This window comes from Gelidibacter algens, from assembly GCF_001678675.1.
GTDB classification, from domain to species: Bacteria; Bacteroidota; Bacteroidia; order Flavobacteriales; family Flavobacteriaceae; genus Gelidibacter; species Gelidibacter algens.
In genome coordinates, this window is the sequence record NZ_LZRN01000001.1 from 212,017 (window position 1) to 235,143 (window position 23,127).

Here is a 23,127-nt window from a genome sequence, read left to right on the forward strand (position 1 = left end):
AATATTATTTTTTATTATCCCCTCCCCAACCCTCCCCAAAGGGGAGGGAGCTAGTTCCGAGTAGGCGTTCCCCTTCGGGGGTTAGGGGGATTATTCAGTACGCAAACTTTTTACGGGATTTGTGATGGCGGCTTTTATGGCTTGGAAGCTAACAGAGATAATAGCTACCAAAAAAGCAGCAACACCAGCTAGTCCAAAAATCCACCATTTCAAGGTTGTCTGATAGGCAAATTCCTGCAACCACTTGTCCATAACATACCAGGCTATAGGTGCAGCAAAAATAAAACTGATGGCCACCAATTTGAGAAAATCCTTGTTGAGTAAGGTTAGAATTTGCATGACTGATGCACCACTCACTTTTCTAATGCCGATTTCCTTTTTGCGCTGTAAGATGGTATATGATGTCAAACCAAAAAGCCCTAATGCGGCAATAAAAATTGCCAGTCCTGTAAACAATTGAAATGCAGCACCAAACTTTGTATCCTCTTCATATTGTGCTTCGAACTTTTTATCTAGAAACGTATAATCCAAAGTGCTCTGCGGAAAAAGCTCATTCCATTTTTGCTTAATCTGCTCTAGATTAGTATCCATTGTCGCTAAAGAAAGTCCTGCCGTGTTCATTTTGACTATGACATTATCGAGACCGCCAGAGCCAAAGGCCCAATTAATGTCACCAATAAACATCGGCTCTATCTTACTTTTCAATCCGAAGTGGTGATAATCTTCAAAAACGCCAGTAATTATCCAAGTTTCATCCCAAAACTTTACATTTTTTCCAACAATTTCTGACATATCGGTAAAACCCATGATTCGGGCAAATGTCTCGTTGATCACAATATCGAAATTTTGGACACCGGGGTCCTTCCGCAGATAGGTTTTTCCTGCTAAGAACTTTATTCCTAGTACATCAAAATAATTGGGCTGTGCACCGTATAAATAAAATACTAAGCGTTCATTTTTTGTTCCATTAGGATATCCAATACCTATATTTGACGAAAGGTTATCAAATCCATCGCCAGGATATGTGTTTGCTTGGGTAACGCTTTCAATAAAGGGCAATTGCATAAGTTCAGACTGCAAAACAGTTGATTTTTGACGGATAATAGAATCGTTTTCGTTTGCCAATATTTCGCCCTTAAGAGCAACTGTCTGGCTAAGATCCACACCTAACGGTTGTGCTCTTAAAAATTGTATCTGTTGTGATACGACCAAGGTTCCGATAATTAAAACCACAGTCGCAAAAAACTGTAGACCAATCAATCCTTTACGAATGTTGACGCCATCACGAGTCGCAATTACTTTCCCTTTCAAAGCGCGAATTGGCGAAAAACCACTGATTACTAAAGCTGGATAAAGACCTGAAAGTAAGGTGCCCAAAAGTATAAAACCAAGATATGGCAATATGACACTCAAATTAGAAAATCCTAAATTGAGCTCTATACCAACAAAGGTGTTGAATAGTGGAAGTGACAAGTAAACCAGCCCTATTGCGAAAAGCATGGCGAGCAAATTCAGCAGCAAAGACTCCCCCAAAGATTGAAACATCAATTGTGATCGTTGGGCCCCGGCTACCTTACGTATGCCAACTTCCTTAGATCTTTCGAGAGATTTTGCAGTGGCCAGATTTATATAATTCAGCCATGAAAGGATAAGGATAATAAATGCAATTGCCGATAAAAACCGAACCCTGCTTAAGCTTCCGTTCGCTTCTGCTTCAAAAGGTTTATTGGAATTTAGATGGATTGCTGAAATTGGCTCAATATTATGCCTTTCGTCAGGATCATTTTCAAAATCACTCGCAATTATTTTTTTTTGTAAGAGCCTCAAAATCTATATGTTCAGCCACTTTTACGTAGGTGAAAAAGTTGTTTCGACTCCAATTGGGTTTGGCATTATTTTCCATCCCTTCCCATGTATTGATGGTTGAAAATGAAATTAGAAAATTTATTTTAAAATGTGTGTTTTTGGGGATGTCGTTAATAATACCCACAACTTCCATCGTTGCCTCGCCATCATCAAAAACCGAAAGCCTTTTTCCAACGGCTTGCTCTTTTCCGAAGATCTTTTCAGCCAATGTTTTTGTAAGGATCATCGTATTAGGCTTTTCAAAATCGATTAAATTACCAGCGATCAATGGATTGTCAAAAATCTTAAAGTAACTCGCATCTGCCAATGAACCATAGGGTTCTGTAATTAACTTCTGGCCGTTTAAGAATACCATGTTTTCAATACGGTAAAGGCGAACCTGCTCGATAATTTCGCGAAATTCCTTTTTTAAAGTTGGTCCCGTGAGGTTATAGGTCTGCGCATCGCCGGGAACAAAGTTTCCGCCCTCGGCATAGTCCATGTATATTCTATAGACCTGATCTGAACCGTCGAATTTATCGTAGCTGCGCTCATAACCCACATAGAGCATGATGATCACAAAGGCTGCAATCCCCAAGGCCAACCCAACAATGTTGAGGATGGAGTACAATTTATTCTTAAACAAATAACGGCGTGCAATTTTGAAGTGATGACGTATCATATATAATATTATTTTTTATTACTCCCCTCCCCAACCCTCCCCGAAAGGGGAGGGAGCTAGTTCCGAGTAAGTGTTCCCCCTCTGGGGGTTAGGGGGCCTACTCCGTCCTCAAACTTTTCACTGGATTGGTGACGGCGGCTTTTATGGCCTGAAAACTCACCGTAATCACCGTCAAAAGCAATACTCCAAATCCTGCAATCAAAAATATTCCTGCTGAAATATCTGTCCTATAAGAGAATTTCGCAATCCAGTCACTCATAAAATAATAAGCTAGCGGGGTTGCGATGAGAAAGGCAATCATCACCAAAACGATAAAATCTTTTGAAAGCATAACCCATAAATTAGTGACACTCGCTCCAAGGATTTTGCGCACACCAATTTCTTTGGTACGCTGTTCCGCTACGAAAGCGGCTAGTCCAAATAGTCCGAGAAAACTGATCATAATGGCCAAAATTGTAAAGATGTTAGCAAGGCTTGCAATTTGTTCTTCCGCAGCAAAAGTCTGCGCATATTCCTCATCTACAAAATCATAGCTAAAAGGCAGGTTAGGAAAATTTGTTTTGAATATTTTTTCTACGGAAGCTAAACTTTTGCCGGTTGCCTGATTGGGATTAAGCCTCAAATAATAAAAGCCGCCAGTACCCTGACCAAATTGATACATTTGAGGGGAAACAGGTTCGTAAGGGGACTCATTGATCACATCTTCCACCACACCCACAATCTGCATTGGGACATCGTTAGGACCTGCCGCATTCCGACGAATGTATTTTCCTACAGGGTTCTTAATATCCATATATTCGACAGCAGTTTTGTTTAAAACAACCGCATTTGAATCTGTCGCAAAGTCACGCGAAAAAGAACGACCTTCTATTATTTTCATTCCTACAGCATCTATATAATCAAAAGAAATAGCCATTTGCGCGAAGCTTTCATTAAAATCAACAGGCTTACCGTCCCAATCATATCCAGAAGAATAATTCCAAATACTTGTTGTAGGACTGGTACCCCATCCCATTTTGGTCACAGAGCCAGAACTTAAAAACGCGTTGCGAATGAGGTCATACTTACCTGAAAAATCTTGACTCGAGGTCGGTAGCTGGATCAATTGAGCACTGTTGATACCTACCGGCCTATTTTTACTATAATCAATTTGATCCTTTACAATCAGCGTTCCAATAATAAGTGCGATGGAGACTGTAAACTGGGTTACCACAAGCACCTTTCTTGGCAGCGCAGTAAACTTGCCCATTTTAAAAGTACCTTTCAAGACTTTTATGGGTTTGAATGACGATAGGTATAATGCGGGATAGCTACCAGAAACCAATGCTGTAAAACCTATAAACCCTAAAGATACCATCCAAAATAGACTACTTGACCACGGAAAGATGACGTCCTTTCCTGCTATGGTATTGAATGCGGGAAGTGAGACTAGTACAAACCCCATGGCCAGGAAAAAGGCGAGTAAAACAACCAAAAATGATTCACTCAAAAATTGATATATCAGTTGTCTTCTTGTCGAGCCGATAGATTTCCTGATGCCGACTTCGAGTGCACGTTTTTCTGATCGAGCCGTGCTAAGGTTCATAAAATTAATACTGGCAAGAATGAGCACAAACAATCCGATGATACCGAATAACCAGACGTTTTCAATGCGTCCACCAACTGGTTTGCCATTTTCAAAATTGGAATGCAAATACCAATCTGTCATAGGGAAGACAAATAACTGGGAATTAAAGACATCCCCGCCCGGACGGTTATCTTTCTTTAGGTTCACGATTCGAGCATTCACCGCGGCCAAATCTGCGTTTTTTGATAGCTTTACATAAATAAAAAATGGATTATAACTCCAATCAGAATCTTGATTTTCAAGCCAACCCCATCGCGTAGACATCCAATGTTTGAAAGGCATGATAAATTGCATATCACTAAAGCTGTTATTCGTGGAGATATCCTTATAGATACCGGTTACAACCATAGTGTACTCATTGTTTGAGACCACAGTTTTCCCCAATGGACTTTCACTTCCAAAAAGTATTTGAGCCGTAGTTTCAGATAGTAGTATAGAATTAGTTTCCTTCAGTCCTTTTCTTGTGCCTTCAATCATATCAAGCTCTAACAAGTCTGGCGCATCAACTTGCATAAAACGCCCAGTACTGGATATTACTTTATCTTTTAAGCTTAAGTAGCGTTCATCAGGTCTTGATGACATTACGATATACCCAAACGCATCACCAAAATTATCTCGCAGTTGAAATTCCAGTGCTAGAGGAAGACCTTCACTGGTTTCTATAGACCCATTAATAGTCTGGTTTTGCATGATCTGGGCAATCTGATCTTTGCTCTCAAAATGATCATTATAGTTGAACTCATCTACAATCCATAATCCAATAATCATCGTCACCGCAAGACCAAGCGCGAGTCCAAAGATGTTTATAAACGAGTACACCTTGTTCTTCTTGATATTTCGCCAAGCGATTTTGAAATAATTTCTTATCATGATTTATATTTTTTATCCCCTCCCCAACCCTCCCCGAAGGGGAGGGAGCTAGTTCCGAGTAAGCCTTCCCCTTCGGGGGTTAGGGGGATTATTCCGTTCTCAAACTTTTCACCGGGTTTGCAATTGCAGCTTTAATGGCCTGAAAGCTTACCGTTATCAATGCAATTAAAACAGCGGCCAATCCGGCAAAAACAAACACCCACCAATTAATTTCTGTTCGGTATGCAAAATCCAGCAACCACTTTTGCATCAACCAATAGGCAACCGGCGCTGCAACAACAAAGGCAATAAGCACCAATTTTAAAAAATCTTTGGACAGCAATCGCGTTATTCCTGTAACAGTAGCTCCCAAAACTTTTCTGACACCAATTTCTTTTTTACGCTGTTCTGCTGTAAATGCCGCCAATCCAAATAAGCCGAGACACGCAATAAAAATGGCTAAACCTGAAAAGATGGTTACGGTACTCGCGGTTTTTTCTTCCGAAGCGTATAACTGCGCTACATGCCTATCGACAAATTGATAATCGAAAGCTGTATTGGGTAACGTTTCGTTGAAAGTTTGCTGCAATTGCCCTATAAATTGTGACAAGTTCTGGGAGTTATAGCGTACTAAAAGTGTACGAATCCCTTCTGGAGCGCTGATCGCTTTGTAATACATATAGCCACCAATATCTTCTTTGAACGAATTGAAATTGAAGTTTTCCACAACGCCAGTTATTAGTGCTCTTGATCCCAATTCTGTATGGATAATTTTCCCAACGGCCTCTTCAGGGGTTTTATAATTTAAATAACTAACGACTTTCTCGTTTACCAAGGTGTAAATGATGGAATCGCCCTCAGCTATGGTTACCGGAAGTTCGTTGCCTGCAATTACCTTTAATTTTAAAGTGTTAACAATATTGCCATCAGTACGACAACTCGCAATAGGAAGTCCCGTATTGTCAGTAGCCAATTTATAGACAGAACGTCCGCTTTCGTTAGTTCCTGGCATAGCTTGTACGGCCGAAACACTTTCAACGTTAACCTGACGTTCCAAACTTTTTATCAAGCTCGCTACCTGTTGTTCGGTTTCGGCAGATTTGACCGAGACGGCAATAATTCCGTTAGGATCATAACCCAAATTTTTATTTTTGATAAAGGCCATCTGTTGAAGGATAATGGTAACCGCAATGATCAGAATGATGGAAGCTGCAAATTGAAAGACTACTAATCCCTTCCGCACAAACTCAGAAGCTGAGCCTTTTTTCTTGGATTTATTCACCAAAACCAGTGGAGAAATACCGGACATCGAAATAGCCGGATAACTGCCTGCAACAAGGGTTACAACGCCCCATGTTAGTAATATCCCGACGAGTATTGGCGTTGCAAGCAAATCTGAATACCCAAGTTCGTTTCCAGTAATACTTTTAAATAACGGTAAGGCCAAAAAAGAAACGGCATATCCTATTATAATAGATAAAAACACCATAATCCCAGTTTCAACATAAAAGAGTGACAGCATTTGGTTTCTGTTCGCCCCCAAAACTTTATTTATCCCAATGCCTTTTGCCCGTTTTTGGGAGTTGGCAGTGGCAAGGTTCATATAATTGATACAAGCTATTAACAGTACAAGTAATGATAGGAATAGAAGACTTTTAATAGTGGTTATATTTCCGAGTTTGGTAGAATAACCTTCCCTAATATCGGCCGAGTAGAGGTGTATTTTAGGTAGTGGCTGCAGAAAGAATTTTGTGAAATATTGACCTTCTTTGTCCACGTATTTATCGATTAACTTGCTTGCTTGCTTTTCAACTTCGGCACTATTTACATTCGGCTGAAGTTGGACATAGGTTTCATAACTGGCATTGCTCCAATACACATTGGTACCCATCCATGAATCCATGATATTATAAACCATATTGAAGTCCATCACACTATTTTTTGGCAGATCGGCATACACTCCTGCAACTTGTAACGTATCGCGATTATTTACAGTTATAAATTGATTCATTGCATCCTGTTCGCCAAATAAGCGCACTTTTGTTGACTTTGAAATAACGATGGATTTGGGTTTCGAAAAAGCGCTTTCATGAGTACCCGATATAAATTTGAAGTCGAACATTTCAAAAATTGTGGAATCTGCTAGATAAAGTCCGTTTTCGGTAAAATTCTTCTCACCTATTTTCAGTGAAGCAGTCGCTCCAAAATCATCTTTTATAAGGCGTGTCATCTTTTTTACTTGCGGAATATCCTTTAACATCGCTGGGCCCACGGCGTTTGGCATTGTGGCCCAAGTTTCAAAATCATAATCTTCTGAAGTTTCCATATTTACCCGATAGATGTTCTCTGAATTTGAATACATTTTATCGTAGCTCAATTCTTTATTTACAAAAGAAAACAGGATGATGCAAACGCATACGCCAATCGCCAAACCAGCGATGTTGAGCAGGGTAAAGAGTTTGTTGGCAAGTATGTTTCGCCACGCGATTTTAATGTAGTTTCTTATCATGATTTTATGTTTTTTATCCCCTCCCCAACCCTCCCCGAAGGGGAGGGAGCTATTTCCGAGTAAGCATCCCCCCTTTGGGGGTTAGGGGGATTATTCCGTCCTCAAACTCTTAACGGGATTTGCAATCGCCGCTTTTATTGCTTGAAAGCTTACGGTTATTAAGGCAATCAAAACCGCTGAGAACCCGGCAATTGCAAAAACCCATAGTTTTATATCAATCCGGTAAGCAAATCCCTGCAACCAATTTTGCATAACATACCACGAAATGGGAACGGATATTAGTATTGACAATAACACCAACACCAAAAAGTCCTTTGATAAAAGTTTTACAATCCCTAGTACGCTAGAACCTAAAACTTTCCGTACCCCAATTTCCTTGCGGCGCTGTTCTGCTGTAAAGGCCGATAATCCAAAAAGTCCCAAACAGGAGATTATGATTGCCAACACGGCAAAAATCTGAGAAAGATTCTCCACCAGTTGTTCGCTTTTAAAACGCTCGTTAAAGGCTTCATCTACAAATCTATATTCAAATGGAAAACCGGGATTTTGCGTTTTGAGAACATTTTCAATTGCGGTTAGCGTGTTAGTGATCGCTACACCAGCCGCAGGTTTTATGTACATATAATTTGCGCCTTCAGCTTGATGGTAAAACATAACCGGATCACTCGTACCGTACATATCGCCATATAAAAAATCTTTGACAATGCCATTTATGGTGAATATTTGGTCATTCCAATTAATGGTTTTTCCAATGACATTATCAGAATTCATAAGTTTTGCAAAAGATTCTGAAATTAAAACCTTAGTGCTATCCGCAACTTGAGACGTTCCAAAACCTTTACCTTCTTTTATTTTCATACCGGCTGTATTGAAAAATTGCGGCGTAACTGTTCTCACAGAAATCAAGATATCTGCGTCTGCTGGTTTTCCTTGCCATTGTATTCCTGAAGTATTGTTTCCACCAGACAAAATTTGCGAATTCATCAAGGCTACACTTTCAACCCATCCAGAAGAGGTGAGCTCTTGCTCAATCGATTTAAAATTTTTAATAATGTTTCCATTTGCCGCTGGCATTTCTATAAGGTTTTCCTTTACCATTCCCAAATTGCGGTTTTTTATATGCTGCACTTGTTGAAACACCAAGATAGTGCTGATAATAAACATAATAGATATTGAAAATTGGATTACAACCAATGTCTTTCTGGTAAAAGATGCGCTACCCGATGGTCTTCGGCTTCCCTTTAAGACTTCAATAGGTTTAAATGACGAAAGATAAAATGCGGGATATAAACCAGAAATAATTCCGCAGAAAAAGGTTATTAAGAAAATTGGCATAAAATGGACTGGTTTTGTAATTGCCAAGCTTAAATTCTTATCAATGAGAGCATTGAAATGTGGGATTAAAACCATCAAAAGTAGTACGCTAACTATACCGCTAATGAACGCTGTTATAACCGCTTCAGACATAAACTGAAAAACCAATTGCTTTTTGCCTGATCCGAGCGCTTTCCGCATTCCTACTTCATTGGCGCGCTTTTCGCTCCTTGCCGTAGACAGATTCATGAAGTTAATACAGGCGATTATAAGAATAATTAATGCAATAAAAATGAATAAGCGCACGTATGCAATACGGCCACCATCAATCTTGCCATTCTTAAATTTGTCACGTAAATGCCAATCGTTGGCCGAAAATAAAATCGCTTCGGTTTCTGTGTTGCCTGTTTTGGCGGGTAAGATTGCTTTTACTTTTGTATTAACTTTTTCGACATCTACACCAGGCGCTAATTTTACGAAGGTATTTGTAAAGTTTGAGCCATACTCTTGGGTCCATTCTTTACCATCAGTAAAATTCTCAAATGGCACCAACCAATCAACAGCGTAAGTTGTGTTTTGGGGGAAATCCGCAATTACACCTGTTATATTATAGGTATCCTTCTTATCAAATTGAATAGTTTTGCCAATGGCATCTTCACTGTTCTCGAAAAAGAGAGAAGCCGTTTTTTCAGTGAGAATCACTGACTTTTTATCCTTAAAGGCGTCTTTGGAATTTCCTGCAATAAAATTGAGGCCGAAAATAGGTATCAAATCTTCATCTGCAAAACTGCCCTTGCTATTTACAGATTTTTCGCCAACGCTAATCAACTGGCCAACATCTCGTTTTCTTGCCGATTTGGTAATTTCAGGTATTTCAGATTTCAAAACTGAAGCTAAAGGACCTGGAGTAGCCTCAAAGAAGGTTCGCCATTCGCCATCATATTTTTGATTGGTAGGTATACTATAAACCAATTCTTTATCAGGGATGGATTGGTCAAAATTCACCTCATCTTCAACCCAGAGAAGAATTAGGCTGGCACAGGTAATCCCAATAGCCAGACCAAAAATATTGATGAATGAATAGCCTTTGTTTTTCCAAAGATTCCGCCATGCGATTTTAATGTAGTTTCTTATCATGATTTTATGTTTTTTATCCCCTCCCCAACCCTCCCCGAAGGGGAGGGAGCTAGTTCCGAGTAAGCGTTCCCCCTCTGGGGGTTAGGGGGATTATTCCGTCCGTAAACTTTTTACCGGGTTTGCGATGGCCGCTTTAATCGCTTGAAAACTCACTGTTAAAAGCGTTATAATTAGCGCAGCTCCTCCAGCAATAAGAAAAACCCACCACTCGATATTGATTCGATATGGGAAATCCTGCAACCAATTTTGCATTATGAAATAGGCGAGTGGTGCCGCGATTATAAATGCAATGCCTACCAATCGTATAAAATCCTTAGTTAAAAGCCGTACCATATTTTGAACGCTTGCACCCAAAACTTTACGGATTCCTATTTCCTTTTTCTTTTGTTCCGCCACGAATGAAACCAGGCCGAAAAGCCCTAAACAGCTGATTAAAATTGCCAAGGATGTAAATACGACGGAAATTTTACCCAATCGCTTCTCTTCTGCATATAACTTTTCCACTTCCTTATCCACAAAATTGAAAACAAAGGGCGTATTGGGATTTATAGTTTTCCAAGAGCTTTCCAAAGTATTGAGAAGGGCTTCATAATTTTGTGTTTCAGCCTTTAGGATTATCCAACCTGGTGTATTTTCATTGTAAAGCAAAATAGGTTTGACTTCTTCTTTTAAAGAGGCAAAATTATAATCAGCGGTTACACCTACAATTTCAAACTCATCAACCTCACCTTCATAGGTTTGTATAATTTTTGATCCAATAGCCTTGTTTAGCGGAATTTCAAAAGCATCCAGTGTCGCCTTATTTACCAAAATTTGATTTTCATCATTATCTCTTAACGTGCGGCCTGCCAAAAGGGAAGTACCAACCGTTTCAAGGTAATTAGGACTAACGCCATTGTAAATTACCAAGGTTTGGTCTGCCGGATTTCCCCCGGGTAGCGTCATTCCCATATCTCCCAGAATTTTTTCAGAAGGGTAATAGTTGGTGCCCGCAACTTGTTTTATGCCTTTGATTGTTCGGAAGTTTGACTGTATCGTGCTGAACTTTTCTGAAACGTTTTGCGTTCCGAGTCGCACAGCGATCAGGTTTTCCTTATCAAAGCCATATCCATTTTCTGGGAATATTTTACCTGTTGGGTGATGATGATTACTACGGAAATCAAGCCAATGGAAACCACGAACTGAAACACTACTAGGGCTTTTCGCAAATAGCCGTTGCCTAAATTCAAGTTTACTGAACTTTTCAAAACTTTAACGGGCTTGATAGATGACAGGATCAGCGCGGGATATAGTCCTGCTATGAGTCCGGTTAAGATTCCTAAAACCAAAAGCGCAACTAAAATTCGCCAGTCCAATAGATTAGAATACCCAATATCACCTTGCGTTAAAGTATTGACAAATGGTAATGCAATTGCAGTAAACGGAATGCTTAAAATAGAAGCGAATAGCGAAAGCAAAATAGATTCTCCTAAAAATTGACGAACCAAATCGCCCTTTTCTGCGCCTATTGCTTTACGCACACCAATTTCCTTTGCCCTTTTATTGGCGCGTGCCGTACTCAAGTTTATAAAATTAATACAAGCCACCAATTGAATAAAAAGTGCCAAAATAAGCAACATATAAAGGTAGTTGATGTCTGAAACGGTACCTATCTGGTTTCGGATGTCTTTTGAAAAGAGATGAATGTCGGTCACTTTTTGCAATGATAGCGATTTACTAAATCCTACCGCTGCCAAATCCTTGGCACCGTGCCTTTGTAAAAATTCTGGAAACTTGGCTTCTAAACGGCTTGTATTTGCGCCGGATTTTAATCTTAGGTAGCTCATCGTAAAATTCTGTGTGGCAAAATTCTGGATTTCCATCACACGGCGGCCGAATCCTCCCGAATCCATAGTCAAAATATAATTTGGGTTTAAGTGCGACTTCCCAAAATCTTCCTTAAAAACACCTTTAATAGTAAGGGTCTGTTCCTCTGCCCCACTGCCTAGCACCAATGTTTTGTTTAGCGCTTTTTTACTTCCGAAGAGTTTCTTAGCCAGTGTTTCTGAAAGCACGATAGAATTGGGTGCGCTTAAAGAACCTTCAGGATTTCCTTCGACAAATGGATAATTGAACATTTTGAAAAAGGTGGAATCCGCTAAATATCCTCGGGTTTCATAATACGCTTCATCACTCTCCGGATTTCTTAATAGTCCGTCATTTCCTTCCCCAAAATAAACAACACGGCAGACTTCCTTAACTTCTGGAAAATCTTCCTTCATTGCAAAAGCAATTGGTGGTGAAACTCCAGCAGAGGGTGCGCCGTCTTCGTTCTCATTTATAATCGTGTTTAATCTGTATATTGAAGAGGAGTCTGCAAACTGTTTGTCATACCCAAACTGTGCAATCACGTGGATCAGGATGCTCAAACAGCAAACCGTACCCACCGTTAATCCCAACAAATTAATGATGGTCTGCAATTTATTTTTTTGAAGACTTCGCCAAGCGATTTTAAAATAGTTTCTTATCATGATTTTATGTTTTTTTATCCCCTCCCCAGCCCTCCCCGAAAGGGAGGGAGCTCGTTCCGAGTAAGCATTCCCCCCTTCGGGGGTTAGGGGGATTATTCCGTCCTTAAACTTTCTACAGGGTTTTTCATTGCTGTGGTAATAGTTTTTACGCTCATGATGATGAGTGCCAATACAATAATTCCTAAACCGCTTATAGCAAATATCCACCAGCTAAGAGTTGTTTTATAAGCATAATCCTGAAGCCAATTATGCAGTCCATACCAAGCCAATGGTGCTGCAATTATGAAGGCAATACCTATCAACAGTAAAAAGTCCTTGCACAGCAATAGATTGAGTTGCGTCAATGAGGCGCCCAAAATCTTGCGTACACCAATTTCTTTTACGCGACGTTCAGTAGTATAGATGACCAAACCTAAAAGACCGAGGCAACTGATCAGTACTGACAGTCCTGTAGCCCAATTAAGGAGCTTGGTCATACTGCTTTCCTTGTCATAAAATTTCGCCACGGTTTCATCAATAAATTCCATTTTGAAATCTGATTCTGGATAAATGGTTTGCCACGCCTCTTCAGCCTTTGCGATAGCTGTCGACCAGTTGCCAGAACTATTTTCATTCCATTGAATGTGGATCGTGTTAAATTGCGAGTAGCGCTTTCTGCTCCAATCGCCAATTAAGGCCATAGGCTCAATTTTTGATTTTAGGGAACGTTGGTTAAAATCTTCCATAACCCCAACAATTGGAACGGCATTCTCACCCTGACCTAAAACTTGGCCAATAGCTTCTGCGGGAGTTTTGAACCCCAAAATGTTGCGATAGGTATCGTTGATCACATATTCATGGATGGTATCATTGCGTACTGTCCTGCCTGCCAAAAGTTTGATGTCATAAAGATTGAGATACGTATCATCACCATATAACAATTGCAAATCAGAACGCACTTCTTTTTGCCCGTCCATATAAACAACACTTGTAGCATGGATGCTGAAAGATGCTGGTGGAGAACCACCGAGACTCACGCTTTCAACTTGCGGAATTGTTTTTAATTTCTCAATGAGCACCTGTCTTTTCTGAAGGGAGCCGTCCATCCAAGGCGTTTTTATGTAGGTCAATGCTTCCGTTTTGAATCCCATATCTTTTTTCATTAAAAAATGGATCTGCCGGCCAACCGCTATCGTTGATATGATAAACACCTGCGCTATAACAAATTGAAAAACAATCAATCCCTTTCTGAGCGAAACATTGCTATTGTTTGAAACTATGCGATTTTTAAGTACCGAAACAGGCTTAAATGAAGACAGTACTAGTGCCGGGTAGAAACCTGAAAGCAAACTTATAATGACAATAAGAACACCGCCGAACATTATAATCAATGGATCAGCAAACAAACCAAAATGCAAGCCTTCTGGGATAAAATCAGCAAACACCTTTAACAATCCGGCTGCCAAACCTACCGATAAAAGTGCCGCGACAAGGGTAAGCAAAAATGTTTCCGATAAAAATTGGGATATCAACTGCTTTTTGGAACTCCCCAAGGTTTTACGGATTCCAATTTCCTTAGCCCGCTGTGTTGCTTGTGCCGTATTTAAGTTGATAAAATTAATACAGCCCAACAGTAGTAAAAATGCAGCAATCCATAACAAGCTTACCAAGACCGTTTTGTTGGGAGTATATTCAGTAAAGTCGAATATGCCGTAATTTTCGCCAAAATGAAGTTCTCCTAAGGGTTGCAGATAAAAATTACGGTGTGAACTGTACTTAACAGCATTTTCGCTCTCGTTTTTTTTGGCCACTGCATTTAATTGTTGCTGCACCGTTGTCTTTGCTTTTTTATCGTTTAGCTTTATAAAAAACTGCGTACTGGAGCTTGTGCTGTTCCAATTGTCATCAGTCAGTTGGTCTTGCATATAAGATTGCTTCCCCGTTTCCAAAGAAATAATTTCTTCAAAAGTGAAGTCGGTGCGTTGCTTAAAATTTGCAACGATACCCGTAACTGTGGTAGAAACGGAATCATCATAAATAAGAGTTTCGCCAAGGATGTCGTTATAGTCTTTGTTGGGAAAATATTTTTTCGCCCGATTTTCAGTTAGCACCACCTTATTGGGAGCATCAATAGCAGTTTCTGAATGTCCCGCTATCCATTCATAGTCTAAGAATTTAAAAAAATCGGTCTCGGCATAAATAACTTTTTCCGGATTATTAAAAGCTTTTGAAAAGGACGCATTCATGACCCTGCTCGGCTCTGCGGTAAAAAAGGCAGTAGATTGCTGAATGCCTGTGATGTTTTGTTTCACTTCTCCAATCAAGGGAACAGACACACCGTAATTATAATCCTCCCCCTCGGGCGAACTATAAACGGTTGTTATCCGGTAAATGAGATCAGCATCTTTGTGAAACTTGTCAAAGGTAAAATCATAATAAACCATCAAGCCAATCACAAAGGATGCACTCAAACCAATGGCCAAACTGATCACATTGATCGTCGAGAACAGTTTGTTTTTCCAGATATTCCGCCACGCGATTTTGATGAAGTTCCGTATCATTTTGAATATTTTGTTTTTTTACTGAATACTGCAACTGAGACTACATACTTTTTTCACTCCGTCCTTAAACTTTTTACCGGATTCGCAATAGCTGCTTTAATGCTTTGGTAACTTACCGTCAGTATCGCAATGACGATCACTAAGAAGGCCGAAAAGGCTAATATCTCCCAACTGATCTGTATGCGATAGGAAAAATCCTGTAACCATATATTCATAACATACCAACCTAACGGTAATGCGATTGCAGTAGCAATAGCGACTAATTTCAGAAAGTCTGTGGTCAACCCAAAAGTGATTTGACTCACACTTGCGCCCAGTACTTTTCTCACTCCTATTTCTTTAGTTCGTTTTTGGGCATTAAATGCAGCCAGACCAAACAGACCCAGACAGGCTATGAAAATGGATAAGCATGTAAAAACAATAAAGATGTTGCCCAATCGACGCTCTTCTTTATAAGAGGTATCAAATGCGTCATCCATAAAGCGATAATTGAAGGGCTGGCCAGGAGCTTGCTCATTCCAGATGTTTTCAATACTTGAGATGGCACTGGCAAAGTCATCGGTTTTCAATTTAACAGCCATTGATCCGGTTGACTTATTCAGGAATAGTCCCAGCGCACCAATGTCTTCTCGCAAAGATTCATAATGAAAATCCTTGATCACTCCAATAATGCGATAGAACACAGGCTTCCCAAGTTCGACTTCCTCTGTGATTCTTTTTCCAAGAGCCTCCTGTGCACTTAAACCAAGTGTTGTAAGTGTGGATTCATTAATGATAGTGGCGGTAGAATCTGCTACAGATTGATTGTTAAAACCTCGGCCGGCGATTAACTCCATTCCAAAAGTTTTCATGTAATCGTGATCCACATCCCAAGTTTGCATTTGAATCGCAAATTTTTGATCCATAGCGTCTTCTCTAAAAAAGGGACTATTGGATCTAGCTGAAGCTATAGGCATAAAGCTGCTCAACGTGGCGCTTTTAACTGCGCTCAAACTAAGCACCTCTTGCTTAAAAGCATTTACCTGTTGTCCTGCTGCATAGGTGTCACTAATTACGAGAACCTGTTCTTTACTGTATCCTAAATCTTTGGTCTGTATAAATTGCAATTGTTGAAAAATAACGAGTGTTCCTACAATTAAAAATACAGCAATCCCAAATTGAAATACGACAAGCATGCTCCTGATATTCCACTTGCTACCGTTTTTAAATCCATTTCCCTTGAGTGTCTCCACGGGAATAAATCGAGATATGACGAAAGCTGGATAGCTGCCCGAAAAAAGTCCCAATACTATCGTGAAGAGTAAAATGGCAACATAGAATAAAGGCTCTGTGTAAGGAATTGAAATAGTCCTACCAGCCAGATCATTAAAAAAGGGCAGCGCAATAAAAGCTACTATAACGGCAAGAATCATGGATGCAAAAGAAATCAAACTCGATTCTGTCAAAAATTGAACTATTAATTGGATTCTATTAGACCCTAATGTCTTACGTATGCCTACTTCCTTGGCTCTTTTTAAGGAATGCGCAGTGGATAGATTCATGAAATTAACGCAGGCTAAAAAAATAAGGAAGAACCCTATAAAGGAGAAAATGTATACGTTTTGGATGGTTCCCTTTTCGCCCATTTCAGTCTTGTTGTCAGAATGGAGGTGAATATCTGTTAACGGGATGGTGTGGTACCTAATGTAATTTCCGGATGCTGCAAAAGATGCTGCAGTCATACCAGGAAATGTCTTTTGAGCCCATGGCAATACATATTTTTCAAGCAAACCATCCAGTTGTAGTTGGAAATGATCCATTTTGGTTTCTGGCAACACCTTGACGAATGTAAAGTAGTTATTGCTACCCCAAATATTTTCTCTGGAGGCTACATTTCCGGCCATTGCCATAAATATGCTGTAATCCTTAAGAAAGGAGTTTTTAGGTAAATCCTCCATGACGCCGGTCACGATATAGGTATCTTCATTATTCAATAAAAGACTTTTTCCTACCACGTTGATACTGCCAAAATGATTTTCAGCAGCCGTTCTGGTCATTACCAGGGTATTGGTTTCCTTTAGTGCCGTTTCCTTGTTACCATCAATAAGTTCAAGACCGAACATATTAAAAAAGGTAGCATCCACGTAGGTCGTTGAGAGCTCTTTGATATTCTCCGATTTATCACTGCTTCTAAATAGATTACTACCTAAGGTTCTAAACCGGACGGTGTTTTCAACCTCAGCAAAATCTCTATGCAAAGCAGCAGCCATAGGTGGCGCAGTTTCTGCACTTTTAATTTCTGCACCGCCAAATTTGATGTCCATATCAATGCGGTAAATACGATCAGCATCTACAAACATCTTGTCATAGCTCAACTCATCATAAATATATAATGCTATCAATAAGCTACCAGCCATACCGATAGCAAGACCAAAGGTGTTGATCAAGGTAAAAAATGGCTGCTTTTTTAAGCTTCTAAATGCTATTTTGATATAGTTTCTAAACATGATTGTTCGTTTTTTGATTTTTGATTGATAGACCTCACAGTCCTGAAGCTTCGGGGTTCAAAACCTGTTAGGTCTATATTTTCCGTTCACTTATTAATTTCCGCCCCAGTAAGAGTTCCCCCTTCGGGAGTTAGGGAGCTTACCGGGCTTTTATAATCCGCCAAAATATTCTCAGTAACTTTTTGCCCATCCAACATTCTAATGATGCGGTGGCTATATTTAGCATCATGCTCACTGTGGGTAACCATGATGATGGTGGTTCCGGCCTCATTCAATTCGGTCAGTAAATCCATGACTTCGTTGCCATTGGTGCTGTCCAAATTTCCCGTAGGCTCATCAGCCAAAATAAGTTTCGGATTATTCACCACGGCGCGGGCGACGGCCACACGCTGTTGCTGACCACCTGATAATTGCTGTGGGAAATGCTTACGCCTGTGCATAATCTGCATTTTTTCGAGAACGGCTTCTACTCTCACTTTGCGCTCGGCAGGTTTCACGCCAGTATATATGAGCGGAAGCTCTACGTTTTCAAAAACCGTAAGCTCATCTATCAAATTAAAACTCTGGAATACGAAGCCGATGTTATGCTTCCGCAATTCGGCACGTTTGCGTTCGTTGAAACCGGCCACTTCTATGCCGTTGAACACAAAACTGCCGCCGTCTGGATCATCCAACAAACCCAAAATATTGAGTAGCGTCGACTTTCCACAACCTGAAGGTCCCATGATTGCCACAAATTCCCCTTCCTTTACTTTAAAGGATAATTTGTTCAATGCAATAGTGCGCACTTCTTCTGTGGCGTAATACTTTTCTAAATCGGATATTGTTATCATTTTCTATAAGTAATTATTTCTATTAGTTAATTCTATTGTCATTCCGAATACATCGGAGTAGTGTGATTGTTGCTCTGTTTTTTTACTAGTATTGAGACCTTAAATTGCCGCTCATCCCCGATTCATTCCTTGCAGTTCTGGATATTGTACTAATCCTTCAAAACTAGTTCCTGCACATCGCCATAATTATCATAGCTACTGGTGATCACTTTATCGCCAGGTTGGAGCCCGGTCAGTACTTCATAATATTCTGTGTTTTGGCTTCCCAAGGTAATATCAACTCTATAAGCAGTGTCACCATTGTCACTCACCTTAAAGATCCAATTACCACCGGTTTGTTGAAAGAACCCTCCTTTTGGTACCAACAAGGCTTGTTTTTCTTCACTAAGCGCCAGACGGATCTGCAAGGTCTGCCCGCGACGGATGCCTTCAGGAACGTTTTCTTCAAACTGCATATCTACCTGAAACCTTCCATTGGCAACCTGTGTGTACACCTTTTTTATGGTAAGCAGATAGGGTTTTCCATCAAAGTTGAAACTACCTTTCTGTCCGTTATAGATTCTGGAAATATAATGCTCATCAATATCAGCACGCACCTTAAAACCGCTCAGAACGTCAATCTGTCCCAACCGTTCGCCTTTGTTTTTTGATTGGCCAATTTCAGCATCCAAAGAGGTTACCTGTCCGTCAACTGGAGCTCTTACAACAAGATCGGCTACCTTTCTTCGCATCAGTTCAAGTGCATTTTGGGTTCGGGCATAACTACTTTGCACCTGACCTTTTTCTTGATTTACCGCTATAGAATCCTGACTCAGAATTTGTTTGGAAAGCTGCATCCGTTCTTTTTGATAGTCGTATTCATTTTTCGCCTTAATCAAGTCCTGTCTGCCAATTGCCTTCTTTTCGTACAGTCTGCTATTCAGGTCATACACTCTTCTGGCTTCTATCAAACCGCTTTCCACATCCGTATATTGATTGAGTTTGTTGATGGTATTTTGACGGGCTGCGTTTTGTGAGATCTGCATTTGGGTCAAAAGATTATAAACCTGCGTTTCTTGGTTGACCAGACTTAATTCTAAATCAGTGTTGGAAAGTCTCAAAATAGGATCTCCTTTTTTGAGGATAGCACCGTCTTCAACAAATTTCTCTTCCACCCTGCCACCTTCCAAAGCATCTAAATAGATCGTGGTTATGGGCAGCACGATGCCGTTTACGGGAATGTTTTCCTGAAAAACACCGTTTTCAACCATATTCATGCTGATCCGTTCTTTTTCCACATTGAGTTTTGAACCTCCCAATGATGAGAAAATCACAAAAACGATTAGTGCCACTATAAGGATAGCGCCTCCTATGATGAGTAATTTTTGAGTTGTGAATCGTTTTTTTTCCAATTGGATATCCATATAGCGTATTGTTTTTCAATTAGTATATACTGAATATGATGCCAAAAACATAACTTACTGATTATCATTTATTTATTAATGAGTGTGACTTTTTAAAGTGTTCGGTTTTAAGACAGGTACTGTTCGGTCATGACACAGTTTTTTTAATTAATAATTATGGTTTAAGAATTCTTAATTAAAAGACATGAATTTATTAATATTGTAGTTATGCTTCTACCCAACGCCAACATATTAGTCATCGATGACGATGAGGATGTTCTGATTGCCCTCAGGCTTTTGCTAAAATCAAAAGTAAAAACCGTGGTCACCAACAAAAATCCCAACACCATTTTAAGTCTGATGCAGGAACATGCATTTGACGTGGTGATCCTGGATATGAATTTTAACGGTTTAGTAAATACAGGAAACGAAGGCATTTTCTGGCTGAACAAAATAAAAAAACAAAAACCGGAAATCGACGTCATCCTCATCACTGCCTATGGAGATATCGATCTCGCCATCCGTTCTCTAAAAGAAGGTGCATCTGATTTTTTGGTCAAACCATGGCAGAACGAGAAAATATTGGAGACGATCAGAGAGCATGTTGAAAAACAGAAAAAGAAACAGCCAAAACATCTCAATTTAGATACAGACACCAAGATTATCGGCGAAAGCGACCCCATGCAAGATGTGTTTGTCAAACTGAAAAAGGTAGCACCAACCGATGCCAACATTCTTATTTTAGGAGAAAATGGGACTGGAAAAGACCTGATTGCTAAAGCGATCCATGACAATTCCTTGCGCAAAAACAAACCTTTTGTAAAAGTAGATGTCGGTTCTTTAACTGATACGTTGTTTGAAAGTGAACTGTTCGGCTACAAAAAAGGCGCCTTTACAGATGCCCGTGAAGACCGAAAGGGACGCTTTGAAGCGGCCCATGGCGGCACCCTTTTTCTGGACGAAATAGGCAATATAACACTAAGACAACAAGCACGTTTACTCACGGTTTTACAAAACAGACAAGTCACGCCTTTGGGCGCCAATCAGCCTATCCCTGTAGATATCCGGTTAATTTGTGCCACCAATGTTTCGATAAGCGATCTGGCCGATGAAGACCGGTTTAGAAAAGATTTAATTTACCGCATCAATACCGTCGATGTTTTGATTCCGCCATTACGGGAACGCGGCACAGACATCACCCTCCTCGCCCATTATTTTATCGATTATTATGCTGAAAAGTATGGCAAAAGTGCTTTTAACATGTCCTCGTGTTTTATTCAGAAATTAAAAAAGCATCATTTTAGTGGCAATGTGCGCGAGTTGCAATATGCCTTGGAACGTGCCATAATTATGGCAGAACACCAAACCTTGGAGGCCGAAGATTTAACCTTTTCAGCCATTGAACAACAGGTAAGTATCAATCATAGCGAGACCAATCTCGATACACTTGAAAAGAACACCATCCTTTCGGTCATAGAAAAAAACAACGGAAACATCTCCAAATCTGCTAAAGAATTAGGGATTACCCGTGCCGCACTTTATCGCAGACTCCATAAATATGAACTATAAGAGCTACCTGTTTTTACTTACACTTCGGGTTTTGGGCTTGCTCTTAGCCTTAACGCTTCTCGCTTTTGGCATTGCTTGGTTCAACACTTATGCTATTATTGGAGGCGCCATCATCTCCATCATTGCTGTGTACAATCTCTATCGGTTTGTGATCAAGCGTTTTGTGGAAGTGGACGATTTTTTTGAATCGGTTAAATACCGCGACTTTTCAAGATGGTTTGTAGAAACAAAAGGGCCGCAAGATATCCGCGAGCTTCACCAAGGCTTTAATCTTGTCAATAAAACCATCAAGGCAATAGATAGTGAAAGACAGGCACAATTTGTTTACCTCCAAAAAATACTGGAGATGGTCAATATTGGAATCATCGCTTATAATGTTGAGAGCGGCGATGTGCTTTGGAGCAACGATTCCTTTTTAAAGACGCTCGATTTCCCTTCGTTCAAAAACATAAGTTTTATTGAAAAAAGAAGGCCCAAAATCTATGATGAGTTGTTTGAAACCTACCACTCCAATACCGCTTCAGTGACTTTGGAACTGCGGCAGGAGACATTGAAAGTCCTCATTTCTGATACCGTTTTCGAATTGGAGGACCATTCGTTTAAGCTCATCGTACTACAGAACATTGAAGAAACCCTGAACAGAAACGAAAGTGAAGCATGGAAAAAATTGCTGAGCGTGATGACGCATGAGATCATGAACAGCATCGCGCCGATCACTTCATTGGCCGAAACACTACAGCACAACATTCAGCATTCCTTAGATCAATCTCAACCAAATACATTGGATTTGGAAGATATCAATGCTGGTCTTAACAGCATAAAACGGCGAAGTGAGGGCTTGATGAAGTTTGCCAAAACCTATCGCAGCCTGAACAAAGTCACTCATGTCAACAAAACCAAAATCAAGATTTCCGATCTGTTTGGTAGCATCCTCGAATTGATGAAACCGAGCTTAGAAGATAAAGAGGTTTCACTGATTTTTGAGTTGAACGATCCTAATCTGACTTTTGAAATTGATGCCTACCTTATTGAACAAGTACTTATTAATCTTATTTTAAATGCCATAGATGCCACCGAAAAAATTGCCAACCCGAAGATTCTTATTTCAGCCAATATCAGTCACAAAGGAACGGGCCAGATAAAAGTTATGGACAACGGCAGTGGCATCCCCGCAGAGATTATGGACAGTATATTTGTCCCTTTTTTCAGCACTAAAAAAACCGGAAGTGGGATTGGCTTAAGTCTGTGTAAACAAATTATGTTGCTGCACGGCGGTAAAATTCAACTGCAAAGTTCGGAAACGGAAGGGACGACGGTGAGTTTGCTTTTTTGATTGATATGTGTTCAAGGTGAAATTTATCTGGATTGGGTAAATTTTTAGGTTACTCAATAGCGTAAAATAGTATATATTTCTTAGGAATAAAGGATGATGGACGTGCTGCTATTGCTCAAAAGGAGGGTGTAATTAGCATATTTAGTGATTTTATATTTAAGTTGGCATTCATTAAAAAGGCATATGAAGACAGAAAATCTAATTCAACGAAATGGTAGTAACTTCGATAATTGGGATATAATATTAAACAATTATATTAATACCACTTTCCATCCGCAAGATTTCTCTCATGATGTAAATAAAAAAGACCTTTTTCGTATACAAACAACCTATTAGTCCGAAATTTACTAAATTAATTTTTTTTGTTACTATGGAAAATTTAAGTAGATAAAATAAGATTATTTCTTAAATAGCTCTCTTAATTTTTTTTAGGTTACTAGAACTTAGTTTTTTGTTAAATACCTTTAAAAACCTAAAAAGAACATATTTACGTACTGGGGAGTTAGTATAT

At 39.7% G+C, this 23,127-nt stretch carries 13 protein-coding genes; 2 read left to right on the top strand and 11 right to left on the bottom strand.

The window, feature by feature from the left end; genetic code table 11:
* Positions 1–90: 90 nt before the first annotated feature.
* From A9996_RS00890 to A9996_RS00935, 11 genes are all read right to left on the bottom strand, one after another.
* Positions 91–1,827, bottom strand: a complete 1,737-nt coding sequence (locus tag A9996_RS00890) for an FtsX-like permease family protein (RefSeq protein WP_066429869.1) — start codon at positions 1,825–1,827, stop codon at positions 91–93.
* Positions 1,793–2,527: an ABC transporter permease gene (locus A9996_RS20335; protein ID WP_066429870.1), complete on the bottom strand. Its 735-nt coding sequence runs from the start codon at positions 2,525–2,527 to the stop codon at positions 1,793–1,795. Before A9996_RS20335 ends, A9996_RS00890 begins: the two co-directional genes overlap by 35 nt.
* 97 nt (positions 2,528–2,624) lie before the next feature.
* Positions 2,625–5,024 carry an ABC transporter permease gene (locus A9996_RS00900; protein WP_066429872.1) on the bottom strand — a complete coding sequence of 800 codons (2,400 nt, stop codon included), beginning with the start codon at positions 5,022–5,024 and terminating at the stop codon, positions 2,625–2,627.
* Between the two features lie 88 nt (positions 5,025–5,112).
* Positions 5,113–7,512: an ABC transporter permease gene (locus A9996_RS00905; RefSeq protein ID WP_066429875.1), complete on the bottom strand. Its 2,400-nt coding sequence runs from the start codon at positions 7,510–7,512 to the stop codon at positions 5,113–5,115.
* Between the two features lie 90 nt (positions 7,513–7,602).
* Positions 7,603–9,963, bottom strand: coding sequence for an ABC transporter permease (locus A9996_RS00910; RefSeq protein WP_066429876.1), 2,361 nt, complete (start codon positions 9,961–9,963; stop codon positions 7,603–7,605).
* Positions 9,964–10,053: 90 nt separating this feature from the next.
* Positions 10,054–11,040, bottom strand: a complete 987-nt coding sequence (locus tag A9996_RS20340; RefSeq protein ID WP_245905331.1) for an ABC transporter permease — start codon at positions 11,038–11,040, stop codon at positions 10,054–10,056.
* 5 nt (positions 11,041–11,045) lie between these two features.
* Positions 11,046–12,473: an ABC transporter permease gene (locus tag A9996_RS20345; RefSeq protein ID WP_245905332.1), complete on the bottom strand. Its 1,428-nt coding sequence runs from the start codon at positions 12,471–12,473 to the stop codon at positions 11,046–11,048.
* A 92-nt stretch (positions 12,474–12,565) separates the two neighbouring features.
* Entirely contained in the window at positions 12,566–15,013 is a 2,448-nt protein-coding gene (locus tag A9996_RS00920) for an ABC transporter permease (RefSeq protein ID WP_066429878.1), read from the bottom strand.
* A 53-nt stretch (positions 15,014–15,066) separates the two neighbouring features.
* The gene (locus A9996_RS00925; protein ID WP_066429881.1) at positions 15,067–17,499 is read right to left on the bottom strand and encodes an ABC transporter permease; all 2,433 of its coding nucleotides are present in this window, start codon (positions 17,497–17,499) and stop codon (positions 15,067–15,069) included.
* Between the two features lie 86 nt (positions 17,500–17,585).
* Positions 17,586–18,332, bottom strand: coding sequence for an ABC transporter ATP-binding protein (locus A9996_RS00930; protein ID WP_066429883.1), 747 nt, complete (start codon positions 18,330–18,332; stop codon positions 17,586–17,588).
* 149 nt (positions 18,333–18,481) lie between these two features.
* A complete protein-coding gene (locus A9996_RS00935; protein ID WP_066429885.1) occupies positions 18,482–19,735 on the bottom strand; it encodes an efflux RND transporter periplasmic adaptor subunit in 1,254 nt (417 codons plus the stop codon).
* 207 nt (positions 19,736–19,942) lie between these two features.
* Between A9996_RS00935 and A9996_RS00940 the strand changes: the two genes are divergently transcribed.
* Both A9996_RS00940 and A9996_RS00945 read left to right on the top strand, forming a co-directional pair.
* Positions 19,943–21,283 (top strand): sigma-54-dependent transcriptional regulator, encoded by a 1,341-nt coding sequence (locus A9996_RS00940; RefSeq protein WP_066429886.1) that lies wholly within the window; start codon positions 19,943–19,945, stop codon positions 21,281–21,283.
* Complete coding sequence (locus A9996_RS00945; protein ID WP_066429895.1) at positions 21,273–22,616, top strand: sensor histidine kinase; 1,344 nt, start codon at positions 21,273–21,275, stop codon at positions 22,614–22,616. Before A9996_RS00940 ends, A9996_RS00945 begins: the two co-directional genes overlap by 11 nt.
* The last annotated feature ends 511 nt before the right edge of the window (positions 22,617–23,127 follow it).

Bases quoted from the DNA above. Each gene is read 5' to 3' on its own strand.
- A9996_RS20335 (WP_066429870.1), bottom strand. From the start codon at position 2,527: ATGATACGTCATCACTTCAAAATTGCACGCCGTTATTTGTTTAAGAAT.
- A9996_RS00900 (WP_066429872.1), bottom strand. From the start codon at position 5,024: ATGATAAGAAATTATTTCAAAATCGCTTGGCGAAATATCAAGAAGAAC.
- A9996_RS00905 (WP_066429875.1), bottom strand. From the start codon at position 7,512: ATGATAAGAAACTACATTAAAATCGCGTGGCGAAACATACTTGCCAAC.
- A9996_RS00910 (WP_066429876.1), bottom strand. From the start codon at position 9,963: ATGATAAGAAACTACATTAAAATCGCATGGCGGAATCTTTGGAAAAAC.
- A9996_RS20345 (WP_245905332.1), bottom strand. From the start codon at position 12,473: ATGATAAGAAACTATTTTAAAATCGCTTGGCGAAGTCTTCAAAAAAAT.
- A9996_RS00920 (WP_066429878.1), bottom strand. From the start codon at position 15,013: ATGATACGGAACTTCATCAAAATCGCGTGGCGGAATATCTGGAAAAAC.
- A9996_RS00925 (WP_066429881.1), bottom strand. From the start codon at position 17,499: ATGTTTAGAAACTATATCAAAATAGCATTTAGAAGCTTAAAAAAGCAG.
- A9996_RS00930 (WP_066429883.1), bottom strand. From the start codon at position 18,332: ATGATAACAATATCCGATTTAGAAAAGTATTACGCCACAGAAGAAGTG.
- A9996_RS00935 (WP_066429885.1), bottom strand. From the start codon at position 19,735: ATGGATATCCAATTGGAAAAAAAACGATTCACAACTCAAAAATTACTC.
- A9996_RS00940 (WP_066429886.1), top strand. From the start codon at position 19,943: ATGCTTCTACCCAACGCCAACATATTAGTCATCGATGACGATGAGGAT.
- A9996_RS00945 (WP_066429895.1), top strand. From the start codon at position 21,273: ATGAACTATAAGAGCTACCTGTTTTTACTTACACTTCGGGTTTTGGGC.